This is a genomic window from Pseudoalteromonas sp. J010 (assembly GCF_003934235.1).
Taxonomy (GTDB): domain Bacteria; phylum Pseudomonadota; class Gammaproteobacteria; order Enterobacterales; family Alteromonadaceae; genus Pseudoalteromonas; species Pseudoalteromonas peptidolytica.
In genome coordinates, this window is sequence record NZ_RDBW01000017.1 from 25,098 (window position 1) to 40,446 (window position 15,349).

Consider the following 15,349-nt stretch of genomic DNA (forward strand, 5'->3'; position numbering starts at 1 on the left):
CTCAATCTACTTTCCAGTCAATTGTCCCACCTGCTTTAATAGGAACTACTGAGCCTGTGCCGAGTGTGTAAGAGTCAGGCACCACCCATGGTGATTTTGTTAATGTAATCGTATCTTGATYTCGTGGCAAATTATAAAAGTCAGGGCCAAAGTGACTTGCAAAGCCTTCAAGCTTGTCAAGTGCTCCCGCTTCTTCAAATGCTTCAGCGTAAAGTTCAATAGCGGCATGCGCCGTATATGCACCAGCACAACCACATGCGGCTTCTTTTTTGTCTTTTGCATGAGGCGCAGAGTCTGTGCCTAGGAAAAACTTTTTACTGCCACTCGTTGCAGCTGCAATCAAAGCCTGCTGGTGAGTATTACGTTTTAAGATTGGCAGGCAATAGTAGTGAGGACGAATACCACCAGCTAGCATGTGATTACGATTATATAGTAAATGATGGGCTGTAATTGTAGCGGCAACATTGTCCGGTGCATTGGTAACAAAATCAACAGCATCTTTTGTGGTGATATGCTCCAACACAATCTTTAAAGACGGGAAGTTGTCTACTACCTTAGAGAGCTTAGTTTCAAGAAACACTTTTTCTCGGTCGAAAATATCGATTGAAGAGTCTGTCACTTCCCCATGCACTAGCAGCAACATACCAACTTCTTGCATAGCTTCAAGTGCAGGATATACATTTTCAATATCCGTGACACCCGAATCTGAATTAGTCGTCGCACCGGCTGGATACAATTTAGCCGCAACAATGTGACCAGTTGCCTTTGCTTTTTTGATTTCCTCTGGCGTCGTATTGTCTGTAAGATAAAGCACCATTAAAGGTTCAAAATTACCTTGCGGATTAGCGCCTATGATCCGCTCGCGATATGCCAAAGCACTGTCGGTACATGTTGCTGGGGGCACTAAGTTAGGCATAATAATCGCTCGCCCCATGTAGCGACTAATGTCTCTTACGGTATCAACCAATACGTCACCATCTCGCAGGTGAACATGCCAATCATCCGGTCTTGTGATTGTTAGCGTTTGTTTGCTGCTCATTGCTCTCTTCCACTACTGAATTTGCCCGATCATAGGCCGCGATTTGGTGTTAGTAAAGTTTTTAAGACGAAGCTTAGTTTATTTCAACTCAGAGGTATGGCTCTCTGTAGCGCAATAAAACAAACACTTCAGTATTGGTAAATAAGTGCAAATTACGTTAACGTAATCATAGTCATTTATGAGAAATATGTATGCTATCTGAAAACCAAAAACTAGAATCAAAAACAGAGCAGCTTAGCATCATCAACCAGTTTTCCTCGTCATTGCTGCACCTGACCAAGCTCGATGAATTATTTGAATACGTTACAACACAAGTCGTTAGTAAACTTGGCTTTGTTGATTGTGTGATTTATCTTGCAGACCCTTATCAAGAATACCTTGAAGTAGCTGCAAGCATGGGCGTGTCGGAAAATAATAGCGACTATCGAGTGGCACAAACTAGGATAAAAATAGGCTCAGGTATTACCGGCCAAGTGGCAATGACAAGAACGCCCTTTATTTCTGGAGATGTCGCTTCTCACCCTATGTACATCGCAGATCTTCGCCCTGCTCTGTCAGAATTATGTGTACCGTTGGAATATGAAGACCACTTGATTGGTGTAATTGATTGCGAGCACCCTGAAGCGGATTATTTTACTGCTGCACACTTACAGATTTTATCAACCGTCGCGCATTTATTAAGTGCAAAAATACATCAACTTAGAACACTGGAAAATCTACAATCCACCATTGCTCAATTACATCAGGCTCAGAATCTAGAAAAGTCTTTGTTGAAAATTGCTAACATCACTTATCGCTTCGAGAATTTAGAAGCTTTTTATGATGATCTATATATGATCATTGCATCCCAACTAAGTGCGGAAAACTTTTTTATTGGTTTATACGATACCCAAGAGGACGTGCTAGAAATCGTTTACTTGGTTGAAGGTGCAGAAAAATGCAATGCGCACCAGCGAGTGTCAAAAGATCAAATAAAACATAGCGCATCTTATTTTATATTAAAAAATCAGCGACCACTTTTATGCGACCATCTCCAGTTTAACACGCACATAAAACGGGGACATTTTAAGATGATTGGCCGCTCGCCCCGCTCTTGGCTGGGTGTGCCATTTATTGTTAATAGCCAGTATCAAGGTGTAATCGTCCTACAGAGTTATGACAATGACCACGCCTTCGTCAACCACGACCTTTCTATTTTGACTTATATAAGCCGTCAAGTCAGCATGGCAATTGACCGGCAATTATCAAGGCAAGCACTTGAACACCGCGCGCTACATGACGACTTAACAAGTCTGGCGAATCGATATCTGTTATTAGAGCGGATAAAACATGCTATTTTACGACTCGCTCGAGGCTCATCTTCTCACATGCACTGCCTTATTTATCTAGATTTAGATAGGTTTAAAAGTATCAATGATTCGCTTGGGCATGATGTTGGTGATCACTTCTTAATTGCGATTGTGGAAAAAGTTGGTACTTGTATTCGTAAAACAGATACATTTGCTCGCCTTGGTGGCGATGAATTTGCAATTTTTTTAGAAAATGTGTCGGATAAAAAGCAAGTGAGTGTCCTCCTTGATAGGATCACAAAAGCAATTACCAAGCCCCTACATATCGACGGTCATGTGCTCCAGGCATCAGCAAGTATAGGTGTTGCCTTTACCGACAAAGACTCTGATAGCGCAATCAACCTATTGCAGCAAGCTGACGCAGCTATGTATGAGGCTAAGTCCTCAGGACGAGGACAAGTGTGTTATTTTAATAACGCGATGCGTAAACGCCTGAAACAACAAGCAGATATAGAAAATGATCTCCAGCATGGCATTAAAAATAACGAATTTGCTTTGTACTACCAACCGATATTTTCACTCAACACCGGAGCGATTGTTGGTTTCGAGGCATTAGTACGATGGTTTCACCCAAAAAATGGCCTTGTTTCTCCTGATACCTTTATTCAAATAGCAGAGCAAACCGGGCAAATCATCGAGCTGGACTTGCACCTTCTAACCCTAGCTGCAGCACAATTAAAGCGCTGGAAAGATCAAGGTCAACCGCCGATACGAGTTACCGTCAATGTCTCTTCTCGGCATTTTGCCAGCCTAGATTTTGTAGATACAATCAGAGAACTTTATCAACGTTATGAGCTGCATTCTGGCTCACTATGTTTGGAGATCACAGAGTCAGGGCTTATCGCCAACTTAGCGCTAGCGACAAAAATTATCCATGGATTGGCTTCCCTTGGCGTCAAACTTTATCTAGATGACTTTGGTACCGGATATTCAGCACTTGGCTATTTACACCAATTACCTATTCACGTACTAAAAATAGATAAAAGTTTTATTGATCAGCTCACTGAAAAAGAAAACCCGCTCGTAGATGCGATTTTAAAACTTGCTCAATCACTCAATTTGACTGTGGTGGCTGAGGGCATAGAGCAGCAGACGCAATGGCAGTTATTGAAACAAAAAGGCTGTCAGTTTGGCCAAGGGTTTATTGTTTCTCAACCGCTGCCAGCAGATCAAGCGATGGCTTTTGTTTTTAGCTACTCTGAAAACATAGGCAAAATTTAAAAACAACCAGCTCGTTCATCTTTAAGCCAAACCTTTGATTAACGCACCAAAGGTTTGGAGAAAATTTGACTTTAATTATATGAATAAAACTAAACTATAATTTTTTGCAATTTTTTTACAGAATTGGTGACAACGCTGTCATTTTTAGTGTTATAGTGGATTTGTGAATTTTTGAACAATTCACCATAGGTATTTAGACGTCTAGACATTGATAATAAATAAATAGAATCGTAATATTGAGTAAAGCTGAGATTTACTCACTTCAAATATGAGAACTGTTGATAATGATTGATATAAAGCACCTAAAAACTATCTCCACCTTGAAAGAAACTGGTTCTCTTGTGAATACAGCACGAGAGCTTTTCCTGACTCAATCTGCTTTATCTCATCAGATCAAAGATCTCGAGAGCAAACTTGACTGTCAACTATTCGAGCGAAAGACCCAACCGGTGCGATTTACACCTCAAGGTATGTTGTTGCTAGAACTTGCAAATGAGGTATTGCCAAAAGTTGAAGCTACTAAATGCCGTCTAAAAGAAAGCCTGAATCAACCGATTTCACAGCTAAGGCTCAGCGTCGAATGCCATGCTTGTTTTCACTGGCTATTGCCCACGATAAAAGAGTTCAATACGTTTTGGCCTGATATTAAAGTGGATTACGAGCGTGGATTTAGCTACGACGCAATTCCAGATCTCATGGATGATGAACTTGATTTGGTACTTACCTCTGATATTCGTGAACCAGAAAAACTAGAGTATGCACATTTATTCGACTTTAAGTTAAAGTTAATTGTCGCGCCAGATCATGAGCTTGCCAAAAAAGCCTATGTGACCGCGCTAGATTTAAAAGATGAAACTATCATCTCTTATCCCATACCTCGTGAAAGGCAAGACATTTTTAAGCACTTTATTCAAAACGCTCGCTTTGACGGTACACTCAAAAACGTAGATCAAGGACTACTTATTTTTCAGCTTGTCAGTGCTGGAATGGGAGTTGCCGCGTTACCTGATTGGTTGGTAACGCCATACGAAAGTCAAGGGCTAATTAAGTCAATCCCACTTGGTGCGCTTGGACTGAGCCGCCCAATGTATTTAGCCATGAAAAAAAGTATGAAAGACAATCCTGTATATCGACACTTTCTGAACACATGCAGAAAAACAACCGCACGATAAATAGTTGCGCGCTCGCTTGCTTTTTTGCTCTGTCATAGCGGTCGAAAGTCTCGTAGCCGTAGCTGGGCGTTTTTAAATAGGCGCAGAAGCGACGGCTGTAAATATGATGTGATTGATTTCTAGAACCCGCTTCTCATGCTAGCATACCCTCAAGTTACACATGCTAGCACAAGGATTTTCCATGTTTGAAGTGAAAAAGGTTCTCGGTCAACTACTCATGCCATTACCTTTGTCTTTAATTCTGTTGATGGGCTTATTGCTGTTTGTCGCAAAAACTCGAAAAGCACCATACATTTTTTGTTGGCTGAGCTTACTGTCTATTTGGAGTTTATCTACTCCCTATGTAGCACAGAAAATTATCGAAACAGATGCTCAAATGCTCACCGCGTTTGACCCAAGAAAACATCAAAGTATCGACAAGATTGTCGTGCTGGGTTGCGATTTATATCCAAATCAATCATTACCTAGTAATGCACAACTTGGCGGTTGTAGCCTTGCTCGCTTGGTTGAAGGTGTGCGTTTAGCGAACCTTTACCCTAGTGCACACCTATTTGTTTCAGGGTATGGTTATGGTCATGCCACTAGCGCAGGGTTAATGGCCAAGACAGCTCAAAGCCTAGGTATTGCAACTTCGAGGATAAAACAGAACCCAAATCCAAAAGACACCGCCGACGAAGCCAAAATGCTCGCACCTATGTTAATTGATTACAATGTAGCACTTGTCACCTCTGCTACACATATGCAGCGAGCGATGGATCTTTTCAACGCTCAAGGGGTTGAGACCATCCCTGCACCGACAGAATTTTATAATTTTGCTCAGCATCCATGGAGTCGACAGTTTATCGCCAACCATACCGCACTCGAAGTCGTAACTAGAGTTTGGCATGAACAGGTTGGCAAAGTATGGATAGCTATTCGTCGCGCGATTGACCCAGAAGCACTCTAAATGACGAAAAAGACAACAAAACAAGGCTAAATCCCGATAAATTGGCGCTGAAAAACGTAAAAAATTGAAAATTTACGCAAATATGGGTATAAATAGAGTTTAATCTTAACCCGCGTATCCGCGTACAACACGACTAGGATCTACGATGAGTAAACTAGATAAAACTGAAGTACTAAGCGCTTTCGAAGCTGCGTACGAAGCTGCACATGGCAAAAAGCCTGAAATCACTGCGAAACCAGGTTGGTATAGCATCGATGGCGGCAAAAACATGCGCCTTGCAGAGGTAGCGGCATTAACCGAAGAGCTAACTTCAGGGTCAGCTGTAGCAAGTGAGACAACGCAGGCGCCTGCTAAAAAAGCGAAAACGACTAAAAAGGCCCCTAAAGCAGCTGTAAAATCAGTAAGCTTTGCTGTCGTTAAAGAAAACGAAGAAGGCTTTAAAGCGGAAGAACAGTGGATTGCAGAGCTTGCTGCAAAAGACCATGACTGCCGCCTACCTCGTGGTGTTGTGTAACTGGCTTACACTTATCATGAATAAAAAAACCTCGCTCTGTCGAGGTTTTTTTATATCTGTAACAGTAAAATAGATTTACTCCTCCAAATTGAGCAAATATTAAGTCTAATCGGAATTACACCTTAAAAACGGAAACTTGCTTATTAAGGCGCTCCGATAAAGTCTGAAGATGGTTGCTGACATCAGCATTACTTTTTGCACTGTTGGTAATTTCAGAGATGCTACTGCTGAAATCGTTAATATTCTCACTAATTTCAGCAACCACCGTGGTCTGCTCTTCTGTAGCAGTCGAAACCTGAATATTCATACCAACAATTTCATCTACCGCTTGATTAATCTCAGTCATGAGTTTTGCTGACTCATTGGCTCGATTGACTCCTGATGCTGCACTACTTTGTGCTCCTTCCATTGAAGATACTGCGTGTTGCGCTGTACCTTGCAGCTTTGAGATCATCTCTCTTATAGATTCTGTTGCTTTTTGAGTGTTATGTGCAAGCTGCCTCACTTCATCAGCCACCACAGCAAACCCACGGCCTGATTCACCTGCCCTAGCCGCTTCAATCGCAGCATTTAATGCCAGTAAATTAGTTTGTTCTGCGACGCCTTGGATCATTAATACCACTTGATTGATTTCGTTTGATTGATCATTCAGTGCCTTTATTAGTTGTGCATTGTCTCCAACTTCACCAGCAAGCTTTTCGATGGTTTGAATATTTTGTGAGATAACCCCAACACCTTGTTTTGCCAACTCTCCTGAGACTTCAGCTTTATTCGCCGTGTTCATTGCACTGTGTGCAACCTCTTGAATAGCACTGCTCATTTGAGTGGTCGCGGTTGCAATCATTACCGTTTGTTGTTCCTGCTGCTGCGATGTCCCTACCATAGATTGACTGATTGTATTCAGTTCACAAGCCGTCTTGGACAAACTATTTACCATAGTGACTAAACTTTTAACTAAGTCATGTAAGCTGGAAATCATACTGTTAAAGTCGCGCCCAATTTCACTCAATTCATCGTTTCCTTCAATAATGACCCTCTGAGTCAAATCGGCATCCCTGGCAATGTTACCTATGCGCATCCGTAGCCGCGTAAGTGGCTTATTAATGGATTTAAAAATCAGCATTCCTATCGTTAACATCATAACAATAATGGCAACGGAGGAGATGAGCATAGCGGCCTTTGTGGCATCCGCTTCAGCACGTCCCATACTACGTAAACTATTTGCTTCTGTGAGCTGTAGTTCAATTAACGCATTATAGCTTTCACTTAATGGATCAAAAGCTGCGTACAAGTCATGGATAAATACATCATAGGGGATTGAGTTAAAGGTGTTTGCTCTAACCCTTGCGATGTAATCGTCGAGTAATCTCTCAACCACTTGCTCTGCCTTTTCAGACGCACTAACTAAATCTCGCTCCTGCTTTGTTAATCCTGTTTGAAGGTAGTTTTTCCATTCACCCTGCGCCGTATTTTTAGCTGCTTCTATTTGTTCAAGCRCGGCGCGGTCAGACAGTTGCTGGCCCCTTAACTTATGAAAGGTATCCACAATCACGACCGCGTAATTATCAGAAACCACTTTTATCTGCTTTAATGGCAGAACTCTATCGTCATATATGCGGTCAATGTAACTGGTTAGGTTTGAAAGGGTAGCGATTGTAAAAATGGTGGCAAATATAAAAAATATAGCGGGAATGCCTGAAAGCGACAACAACCTGCTTTTGACTGAGAAGCTATTTAACATCGACTTTTTCTTTTTGGCTAATACTAAGTTTTAGTATTACCCAATACTTTATTATTGCAATAAAGAATGTTATTTAACCAATGCTGGGTTGATTGAGGTCATTACTCAGGACAATATATAACCACGCTGACGCTAAAAGGGGAAGCAGCCATACTTAGCCGCTTCCCCTTTTACTATCCTAAATTGGATATATTGCGTTTTAACACTCTTCGTTTTCAGCATTAAGATTTTCTTTCACATCTTCACACGCATCTTCAACGCTGTTTTCAACTTTTTGTACTGCTTCATCAAAACGCTCTCCAGCTTCCTCTGCAGGGCCTTCACTACAACCAAAAAGTGCTAAAATTGAAATAAAACCAAACGCTTTTGCTAAAGTAATTACTGAATTCATAACCAAACTCCTACTACCTGTAATAAATTAATTTGTCCCTTACCTTGGTGCTCGAGCTTTACCAAAAATAAAAGAAATGATCATAAAGGCGATAAACACAAAAAATAGAATCTTCGCCATTCCCGCCGCTGCACCTGCTATTCCCGTAAACCCAAGTACAGCTGCAACAAGTGCTAAAAACAGGAACATAATAGCCCAACTTAACATAGTATCCTCCTTAGGCAGTTAACTCTTGCAACTGCTTCATTTGATCGTGACAAGCCTGCATTCGTACCTGGATCTGTAATAACGTGCTTTTACATTTTGGTGGCAGCGTTTTGCTTAACGCCTCATCCAGTTTTTTCAACACCTTATCTTCCACTTCTTCCAGTTGAGAAATGTAAGTATGCGCCTTATCTGTGCTGACCATGCCCACTAACTTTGTGTAGGATTCGCGAATATCTACGCTCAACGCTGTATCAGTCTCAATCTCACCCTCATCTATCAAAACAAATGGTTGCAGATCCGAAATAGCTTGTGCTTTATCTACAATCATTTGGTCAAATATTCTACTGAGTTCAATATCATCAAGCTTTTTCTTCGCTTCGGTGTAAAATTCAACACCGCCATTCAATACCTTAATAAGTGCCTTTACCGGCTCTAAATCATAATTAGACTCTGCCATGTAAAACTCTCCTTTCACTAAAAATTTACTCTGACTTGGGTGTGTTAAAACACTTTTTGTCATTGCCGACCTAACTAATGCAGTTTAGATGCCAAAAGTTAAATTATTGATTTATAAACACTTTAAAGAAATCCCCACCGTTGAAAATGAAAAGTTTACAAACCGCATGTAATTTATTCGCGTGATAATTGCGCACCAAGTTCGCTGCCGCCTTTTGCATTAAAGTCCAGTGTGCGAATTGGAAAAGGAATAAGGATATTATTATCAGCCAACACTTTATTAATGGTACAAATCGCGCGATGCCTGATAAGCATAAAGCCCGGCTCTTTAGGGTAGTCCACCCAAAACCATAGCAATAGATTTATCGAACTATCTCCAAACGATTCAGCGTAAACGTCACTCTCTTGCTTATTAACAACGAAATCCAGCTCGTTTATTGCCTCTACAATCACTTTTCTTGCATGCTCAGGGTCGTCTGAGTAGGAAATGCCAAAAGGTATTTCGATCCGCCTTTTGCCCAACTTGGTATAATTTTGTAATTCATTCTTAAATAGGATCTTATTGGGAATATATGACAACTGACCGTAAAAGTTCTCTACTAGGGTATTTCTCAAGTTAATTTTGCTCACGGTACCAAAACAATCTTTGGTCTTAATAATATCACCCACAACAAAGGGCTTTCTTACTCCCATTACAAATCCCGCTATCAAGTTTTCGGTCATATCTTGAAACGCAAAGCCAATTGCTAAACCAATAATCCCCGCCCCTGCGAGTAATGACATTACGGCGCCTGAGAGCCGGACTATATCTAGTGCGAAGAAAATACCTATGGCAATAATAGAGATTTTAAATATTGACGTGATAAGTGTTGCGACTTGATCAGTTTTTACCGCTTTACTAATCGCTTTTGAGAACCATACTGAGGCAACCTTAGCAAGCACTATAAATACTAGTAGCGTTGCTAGAGCTAACACCAAATTGGGAAGCAGCTGTACAGCTGCCTCAAGCCAAGAAATAAGCTTATCGTTAATTAATGTCCAAAATTTTTCTATATTCATTATCTGCTATTCCTATATAAAGAAGTACATAACAGAAAATGCAGTTTTCATTCCTTGTTTTATTAATTCAACATTCATTTAAAAAGTAATTTTTACAATATGAATTTCTTTTTTTCTCGGTAAATTCTTCTCCCCCTCATAACAAAAAACAAAAACAAACTAAAAATCAACAACTTAAATACTGGCACAGTAGGTGCATTATTCATTGCGACTACGAAATTAAAGGAGTTTAAATTATGAAAAAGACATTAATTGCAACAGTACTTGTATCGTCATTAACTACCGCTTCTGCATTTGCTACAGATAATTCTTGGGAAAAAGAAGCGAGTGACGCATGGATTGATGGTAAAGCGGAAGCAACTTTACTATTTAACGGCGAATTAAATAACTTCGACATTAATACAGACGTCAAAAACGGTGTGGTTGTGCTAACTGGTGAAGTTGAGCACTCTGTAGACAAAAAGCTTGCCGAAGAGTTAGTGCTTGGTATTGATGGTGTAAAAGACGTAGATAATGAACTAACCATTGTTGATATGTCGGATGAGCGTAAAAAAGAGCGCGATCATGACAGTGACACAGACTTCACTGATGCCAAAATCGCAACTGTAATTAAGTCGCGTTATTTGTTTGATACCGATGTTGATGGCACCGACATTGATGTCGATGTTGAAAATCGCGTCGTCACCTTAGAAGGCCACGTTGGCAGCGAAGCAGAGCGCGATTTAGCCGTACAGATCGCAAAAAATGCCAATGATGTTAAGGACGTAGAAGATAACTTACGTATCAGTAAAAAGTCATAAACACACTTACCTAGAGGGGGCACTTCCCCCTCAAATACTAATATTGATTTAAGGAGTAAAGATGAAACAACTAACTATCGCTGCAGCACTTCTAGCTTCACTTGGACTAGCCTCAACGGCCGCTCACGCAGACTCTGATTTTGGTTTAGATGATTATAAAATTTATACTGGTATTGGTTATGGTCAATACTCCTTCCAGTGGGAAGACCGCGAAAATGATACCTCGTTCGATGACGACTCATCGATGCTTAAAGCGTACGTAGGGACAAAAATTAACCCTTACTGGAGCTTCGAGCTAGCCTACGAAAATTTTGATGAAGCAAGTGATATTGATAATTCAGCGGAAATTGATGGCATATCTTTGTCAACTCGAATTTCCGCGCCATTAAACGAACATTTCTCTGTATACGCGAAAGGCGGTTGGCTTGAATGGGACGCAGATATTTATGCTGACATTCCAGCGGTAGGCCGCGTTTCTTCTAGCATGGAAGGTGGTGATTGGCTCTACGGGGCAGGTGTTGAGTTTCACCTAAATGAAAGCGTTAACGTGCGTTTAGAATACACTCGCTATGAACTCGAAGATGATATTGACCCAGATATGGACGTAGCAGCTGTATCTGTTGAGTATCAATTTTAAGCAACCTGAACAAAAATGGCTCTATACTAATTATCTTGATTAAGTGGTCGGTTTGAGACGAGCAAATCTTGTAGACAACGCAATAAGCGTCAGGTTCACTCCATCAAATTGAGCAAGTAACAGGGCTAATTGGTATTAATATAGCCTCCCGATTATTTCCCCTTTGACTCAGTCCTAGCTCTATTATTAAGAGCTTAGGTTTGGCGCTATCACCTGATAGCGCCCTTTTTGTACCTATTTCTTAATAAAGTGGTCTGTTTTGAGACGAAAAAACCTTGTAGACAACGCAGTGAGCGTCAGGTTCACTCCATCAAATTGAGCAAGTAACAGGGCTAATTGGTATTAATATAGCCTCCCGATTATTTCCCCTTTGACTCACTCCTTGCTGTATTATCAAGAGCTTAGGTTTGGCGCTATCACCTGATAGCGCCCTTTTTGTACCTATTACCTAAATCAAGTCATCTAGTTTGAAGTGAGACACCTTGTCAACAGCACCGCAGCACATCTTGCTCACGCCAAGCTACCTATATTCAGTAGACTAGAGAAACCTTGCTGTTTAGTTGTTACAAGATAAGCAAGTCTTAGCACAGTGAGCGTCAGTTTTCGCCTTCCAATCGAGTAAGTATTAATACTAGTCGGTAACTATACACACCATGTACTTCTTCCAGGCAATATTTACACAAATTGTAACTCCTACGCTTCAAACTTCAGAGCACATTTATAAACCACTGATTTTTAACAACTAAATAATGGCAAAACACTTGCAACTGTAACTGTGAATTAAATAAATAAGGAGCTGTTATGAGTAACCAAGCTAATCAATCAGAAGCAAAAAATACTAATGGGCCAAAAGCCAATGGCCAAGACTCAAGTCACCCGTTAACAGATCAGATTGCTGATTCTTTACATGCGTCCGTGGATTCACTCCATGCCTCAGCTTCACGTACGGAGACCACATTACGAGAAAAGAGCCATCACTCAGGTGAAACCATCGATGCTAAGCGCAAGCAGTTAACCCAAGCATGGAATAACTCTACTGTTAAAAAATATGCAGAAGAAAACCCGGTTAAAACTGCAGGGATCGCCTTCTCTCTAGGTATGTTGGCAACTATGTTACTGAGGAAAAAATAATGATGCAGGACCAAGCTCACACCAGAGATAGTCAAGCACCTCACGAGCGCGCTCCAGCGCTCGCTGAGTTAAAACAAGCTTTGACATCACTATTTTTAAGTTATCAGCATATTCTAGAGTCAAAGCTTAATCTATTTGGTGCAAAGTTTCGCGCCAATTTAAAGACCTTGTGTATCGCACTAGGGCTAATTTGCTTTTCACTAATACTTACCGCCATGGTATGGGCAAGCCTTCATGTATTATTTGCTTATGCACTTACTTATGCAGGTCTTAGTTGGTTTATTTCAGCCGGAGTGGTGTTAACTATTAATATTGCTGTGATCTACTACCTGATAGTCACAGGGCTAAAGCTCTTCAACAATAGCATCACCGAGTTGACTTCTGGATTTAATGTAACGCTCGCAGACACGGGAGGCAGCAATGACAAAACTCGCTGAGTTTATTGTCGACAAGCTACAACAAGACGTTGTGGCACAAAAGCGTAAACTGATTGATGCGAAGCAACGAGCCCGGCTCACGCAAATTAGGGTGGATAAGGCGGTGAGTGACACGATGAGCTCACCACAAGGCATGTTATCTGCATTTTTGTTTGGCGCGCTTAGCGCTAAATATGGACGAATTGGGGCGCTTCGAAAACTCGTTTTACTCCAAAGAGTGGCACAAGGATTAATTTAAGCCCAGTGCCACTTCCAAATTCATGGCAATTTTTCTTGAATCTCTTTCAAGTCGTTCAAGGTAATAGGTTTTAGCATGACATCATCAATTTTTGCTTCAGCTAGCTTTTCTGGTTCAGGGTCATAGCCACTGGCAATAACAATATACTGCTCTGGTGATTGCGCTTTTATTTCTTTTGCCAATGTCAGACCTGATTTGTCTGGCAGACCAATGTCCAATAAAATTGCATCAAAAAAACCTTCTCTATGACTACTAAACTCTTGCCAGCAACTATGGGCGCAGTCAGCTGATACCACATTTATTTGAAGTGAATTAAGCAGTAATGTCAGTAAGTTTCTGGTGTCACTATCATCTTCAACAACTAAAAACGTCAGCGCATTGGGAGGCTCTTTTATCTCGGCTGAAGAATTCCGCTGCTCGCCTGAGAGATACTCCGTCAGACACCGTCCCAAGTCAGATACATTAATAGGTTTACTCATCATGTCATCAAAGCCCAGCGCCACCAGCTCCTCTTTAGTGCCTTTTTGAGCAGCAGCGGTTAACGCAACAACGGGTAAGTTGATGTCTCGCTCACGCACGGCGACAATAGTATCGCGACCATCCATGCGTGGCATGTGTAAGTCCATCAAAACCAAATCGTATTTTGCAGCATCACGTTCTAACAAAGCGAGCGCTTCTACACCGTCGTTGGCAATATCCGCAGTCGCTCCCACTTGTCCAATTAAGGTACGCAATAACATTTGAATTTCACCAATATCTTCAACTATCAGAATATGTCCCTGTAAGTCAGAAGGAAGTGAACAGTCATTGTCATTGTGCATTTTATTCAATGACAGCGGTGCAAGCTCTAGTGTTTCATCAACATTGAGTGCAATATCAAAGCGAAACTTACTCCCTTCACCCAGCGTAGACTCTACATTGAGTGCTCCACCCATCAGTTTAATCAGAGCCGAACTAATAGCCAGCCCAAGCCCTGCTCCTTCATTGGTTCGCGTAGTGACATTTTGTACCTGCTCAAAAGGCTTAAATATCCGTTTTATTTTTTCTTCTGGGATCCCAATGCCAGTGTCAACTACGTTAAATTGCAACCTATGATGTTGCGTAAAAGTAACTTCTACAGTGACAAAACCTGAGCTGGTGAATTTGATGGCGTTGTAAATGATATTAATCAACACCTGCTTGAGCCTAGTTTTGTCCACCTCAATGTCTTGTGGCAGTGGTGTTGTCGCAACAATGCTGAAGCTTAACCCCTTCTTAGCAGCTGCCATTCTGAATAAGCTATACAAGTCGCTCAAAAAGCTATTTAAGCACGTGTTTTGCTTGTTTAGCTCAAGTTTATTCTCCTTCAATTTGGACAAGTCCAGCACATCATTCAATAAATTAAGTAAGTGCTCACTATTATTATTGATTATAGACAGCTCTGGTTTGATATTTTGTAGCTCTTCTCGCGATAGTAATAAATTTGTATATCCAAGAATGGAAGTTAAAGGGGTTCTCAACTCATGGCTAAGATGTGCTAAAAACCGGTCTTTCGCACGACTATCTGATTCAACGCGCAACCTTTCTAACCTTTCACGCTCCAGTTCTTTACGTGCTAAGGCATAACGAATAGAGCGAATAAAACGTGGACTACTGATTTCAGACTTAAGTACAAAGTCTTCAGCACCAGCTCGCAAGGCCTCATTATCCAGTATTTCATCAGATTGCCCTGTTAACATGATGATCGGCGTATGAACCTGACGCTTCCTCGCTTCCTCTAAAACACTTAACCCCGTCTGTGCACCTAGTTGATAATCAAGCAAACAAAGGTCAAACGTATTGCCTTCCAGCGCATCTAACGCTTGATGATATTGACTTTGCCATACCAAATTAAACTTAAAATTAGGAATACATTGTAAGTAGTCCAGCGTTAGAATGTAATCATCTTCATCGTCTTCGATAAGCAAGACATTGATTTCACTCACAGCGTCTTTAGTCATATCGCCCTCCACTGACATAATGCTAATTGCTC

General features: G+C 41.1%; 16 protein-coding genes. 9 read left to right on the forward strand and 7 right to left on the reverse strand.

Annotated elements, in window-relative coordinates; genetic code table 11:
* Nucleotide 1 precedes the first annotated feature (1 nt).
* Nucleotides 2–1,039, reverse strand: a complete 1,038-nt coding sequence (pyrC, locus tag EAG18_RS10565; protein ID WP_125252344.1) for a dihydroorotase — start codon at nucleotides 1,037–1,039, stop codon at nucleotides 2–4.
* A gap of 191 nt (nucleotides 1,040–1,230) precedes the next feature.
* Between pyrC and EAG18_RS10570 the strand changes: the two genes are divergently transcribed.
* From EAG18_RS10570 to EAG18_RS10585, 4 genes are all read left to right on the forward strand, one after another.
* A complete protein-coding gene (locus EAG18_RS10570; RefSeq protein WP_125252345.1) occupies nucleotides 1,231–3,609 on the forward strand; it encodes an EAL domain-containing protein in 2,379 nt (792 codons plus the stop codon).
* Nucleotides 3,610–3,893: 284 nt separating this feature from the next.
* Nucleotides 3,894–4,781, forward strand: coding sequence for a LysR substrate-binding domain-containing protein (locus EAG18_RS10575; RefSeq protein WP_125252346.1), 888 nt, complete (start codon nucleotides 3,894–3,896; stop codon nucleotides 4,779–4,781).
* Nucleotides 4,782–4,962: 181 nt separating this feature from the next.
* The gene (locus tag EAG18_RS10580; protein WP_125252347.1) at nucleotides 4,963–5,727 is read left to right on the forward strand and encodes an ElyC/SanA/YdcF family protein; all 765 of its coding nucleotides are present in this window, start codon (nucleotides 4,963–4,965) and stop codon (nucleotides 5,725–5,727) included.
* Nucleotides 5,728–5,872: 145 nt separating this feature from the next.
* Complete coding sequence (locus tag EAG18_RS10585; RefSeq protein WP_125252348.1) at nucleotides 5,873–6,241, forward strand: hypothetical protein; 369 nt, start codon at nucleotides 5,873–5,875, stop codon at nucleotides 6,239–6,241.
* A gap of 115 nt (nucleotides 6,242–6,356) precedes the next feature.
* Here EAG18_RS10585 and EAG18_RS10590 read toward each other — a convergent pair whose 3' ends face one another.
* From EAG18_RS10590 to EAG18_RS10610, 5 genes are all read right to left on the reverse strand, one after another.
* A complete protein-coding gene (locus tag EAG18_RS10590; protein ID WP_125252349.1) occupies nucleotides 6,357–7,982 on the reverse strand; it encodes a methyl-accepting chemotaxis protein in 1,626 nt (541 codons plus the stop codon).
* 199 nt (nucleotides 7,983–8,181) lie between these two features.
* Complete coding sequence (locus tag EAG18_RS10595) at nucleotides 8,182–8,373, reverse strand: hypothetical protein (protein ID WP_125252350.1); 192 nt, start codon at nucleotides 8,371–8,373, stop codon at nucleotides 8,182–8,184.
* Nucleotides 8,374–8,412: 39 nt separating this feature from the next.
* Nucleotides 8,413–8,580, reverse strand: coding sequence for a DUF1328 domain-containing protein (locus EAG18_RS10600; protein WP_125252351.1), 168 nt, complete (start codon nucleotides 8,578–8,580; stop codon nucleotides 8,413–8,415).
* A gap of 10 nt (nucleotides 8,581–8,590) precedes the next feature.
* Nucleotides 8,591–9,037 carry a PA2169 family four-helix-bundle protein gene (locus tag EAG18_RS10605; protein WP_125252352.1) on the reverse strand — a complete coding sequence of 149 codons (447 nt, stop codon included), beginning with the start codon at nucleotides 9,035–9,037 and terminating at the stop codon, nucleotides 8,591–8,593.
* 173 nt (nucleotides 9,038–9,210) lie between these two features.
* Entirely contained in the window at nucleotides 9,211–10,095 is an 885-nt protein-coding gene (locus EAG18_RS10610) for a mechanosensitive ion channel family protein (RefSeq protein ID WP_125252353.1), read from the reverse strand.
* 236 nt (nucleotides 10,096–10,331) lie between these two features.
* Between EAG18_RS10610 and EAG18_RS10615 the strand changes: the two genes are divergently transcribed.
* From EAG18_RS10615 to EAG18_RS10635, 5 genes are all read left to right on the forward strand, one after another.
* Nucleotides 10,332–10,895, forward strand: coding sequence for a BON domain-containing protein (locus tag EAG18_RS10615; RefSeq protein ID WP_125252354.1), 564 nt, complete (start codon nucleotides 10,332–10,334; stop codon nucleotides 10,893–10,895).
* A gap of 61 nt (nucleotides 10,896–10,956) precedes the next feature.
* Nucleotides 10,957–11,532, forward strand: coding sequence for an outer membrane beta-barrel protein (locus EAG18_RS10620; RefSeq protein ID WP_125252355.1), 576 nt, complete (start codon nucleotides 10,957–10,959; stop codon nucleotides 11,530–11,532).
* An 801-nt stretch (nucleotides 11,533–12,333) separates the two neighbouring features.
* Complete coding sequence (locus tag EAG18_RS10625; protein ID WP_125252356.1) at nucleotides 12,334–12,663, forward strand: DUF883 C-terminal domain-containing protein; 330 nt, start codon at nucleotides 12,334–12,336, stop codon at nucleotides 12,661–12,663.
* Nucleotides 12,663–13,100 (forward strand): hypothetical protein, encoded by a 438-nt coding sequence (locus tag EAG18_RS10630; protein ID WP_275557270.1) that lies wholly within the window; start codon nucleotides 12,663–12,665, stop codon nucleotides 13,098–13,100. Before EAG18_RS10625 ends, EAG18_RS10630 begins: the two co-directional genes overlap by 1 nt.
* Nucleotides 13,084–13,338, forward strand: a complete 255-nt coding sequence (locus EAG18_RS10635; RefSeq protein WP_125252357.1) for a hypothetical protein — start codon at nucleotides 13,084–13,086, stop codon at nucleotides 13,336–13,338. Before EAG18_RS10630 ends, EAG18_RS10635 begins: the two co-directional genes overlap by 17 nt.
* Before the next feature lie 20 nt (nucleotides 13,339–13,358).
* Here EAG18_RS10635 and EAG18_RS10640 read toward each other — a convergent pair whose 3' ends face one another.
* Nucleotides 13,359–15,317 carry a response regulator gene (locus EAG18_RS10640; RefSeq protein WP_125252358.1) on the reverse strand — a complete coding sequence of 653 codons (1,959 nt, stop codon included), beginning with the start codon at nucleotides 15,315–15,317 and terminating at the stop codon, nucleotides 13,359–13,361.
* Between the last annotated feature and the right edge of the window lie 32 nt (nucleotides 15,318–15,349).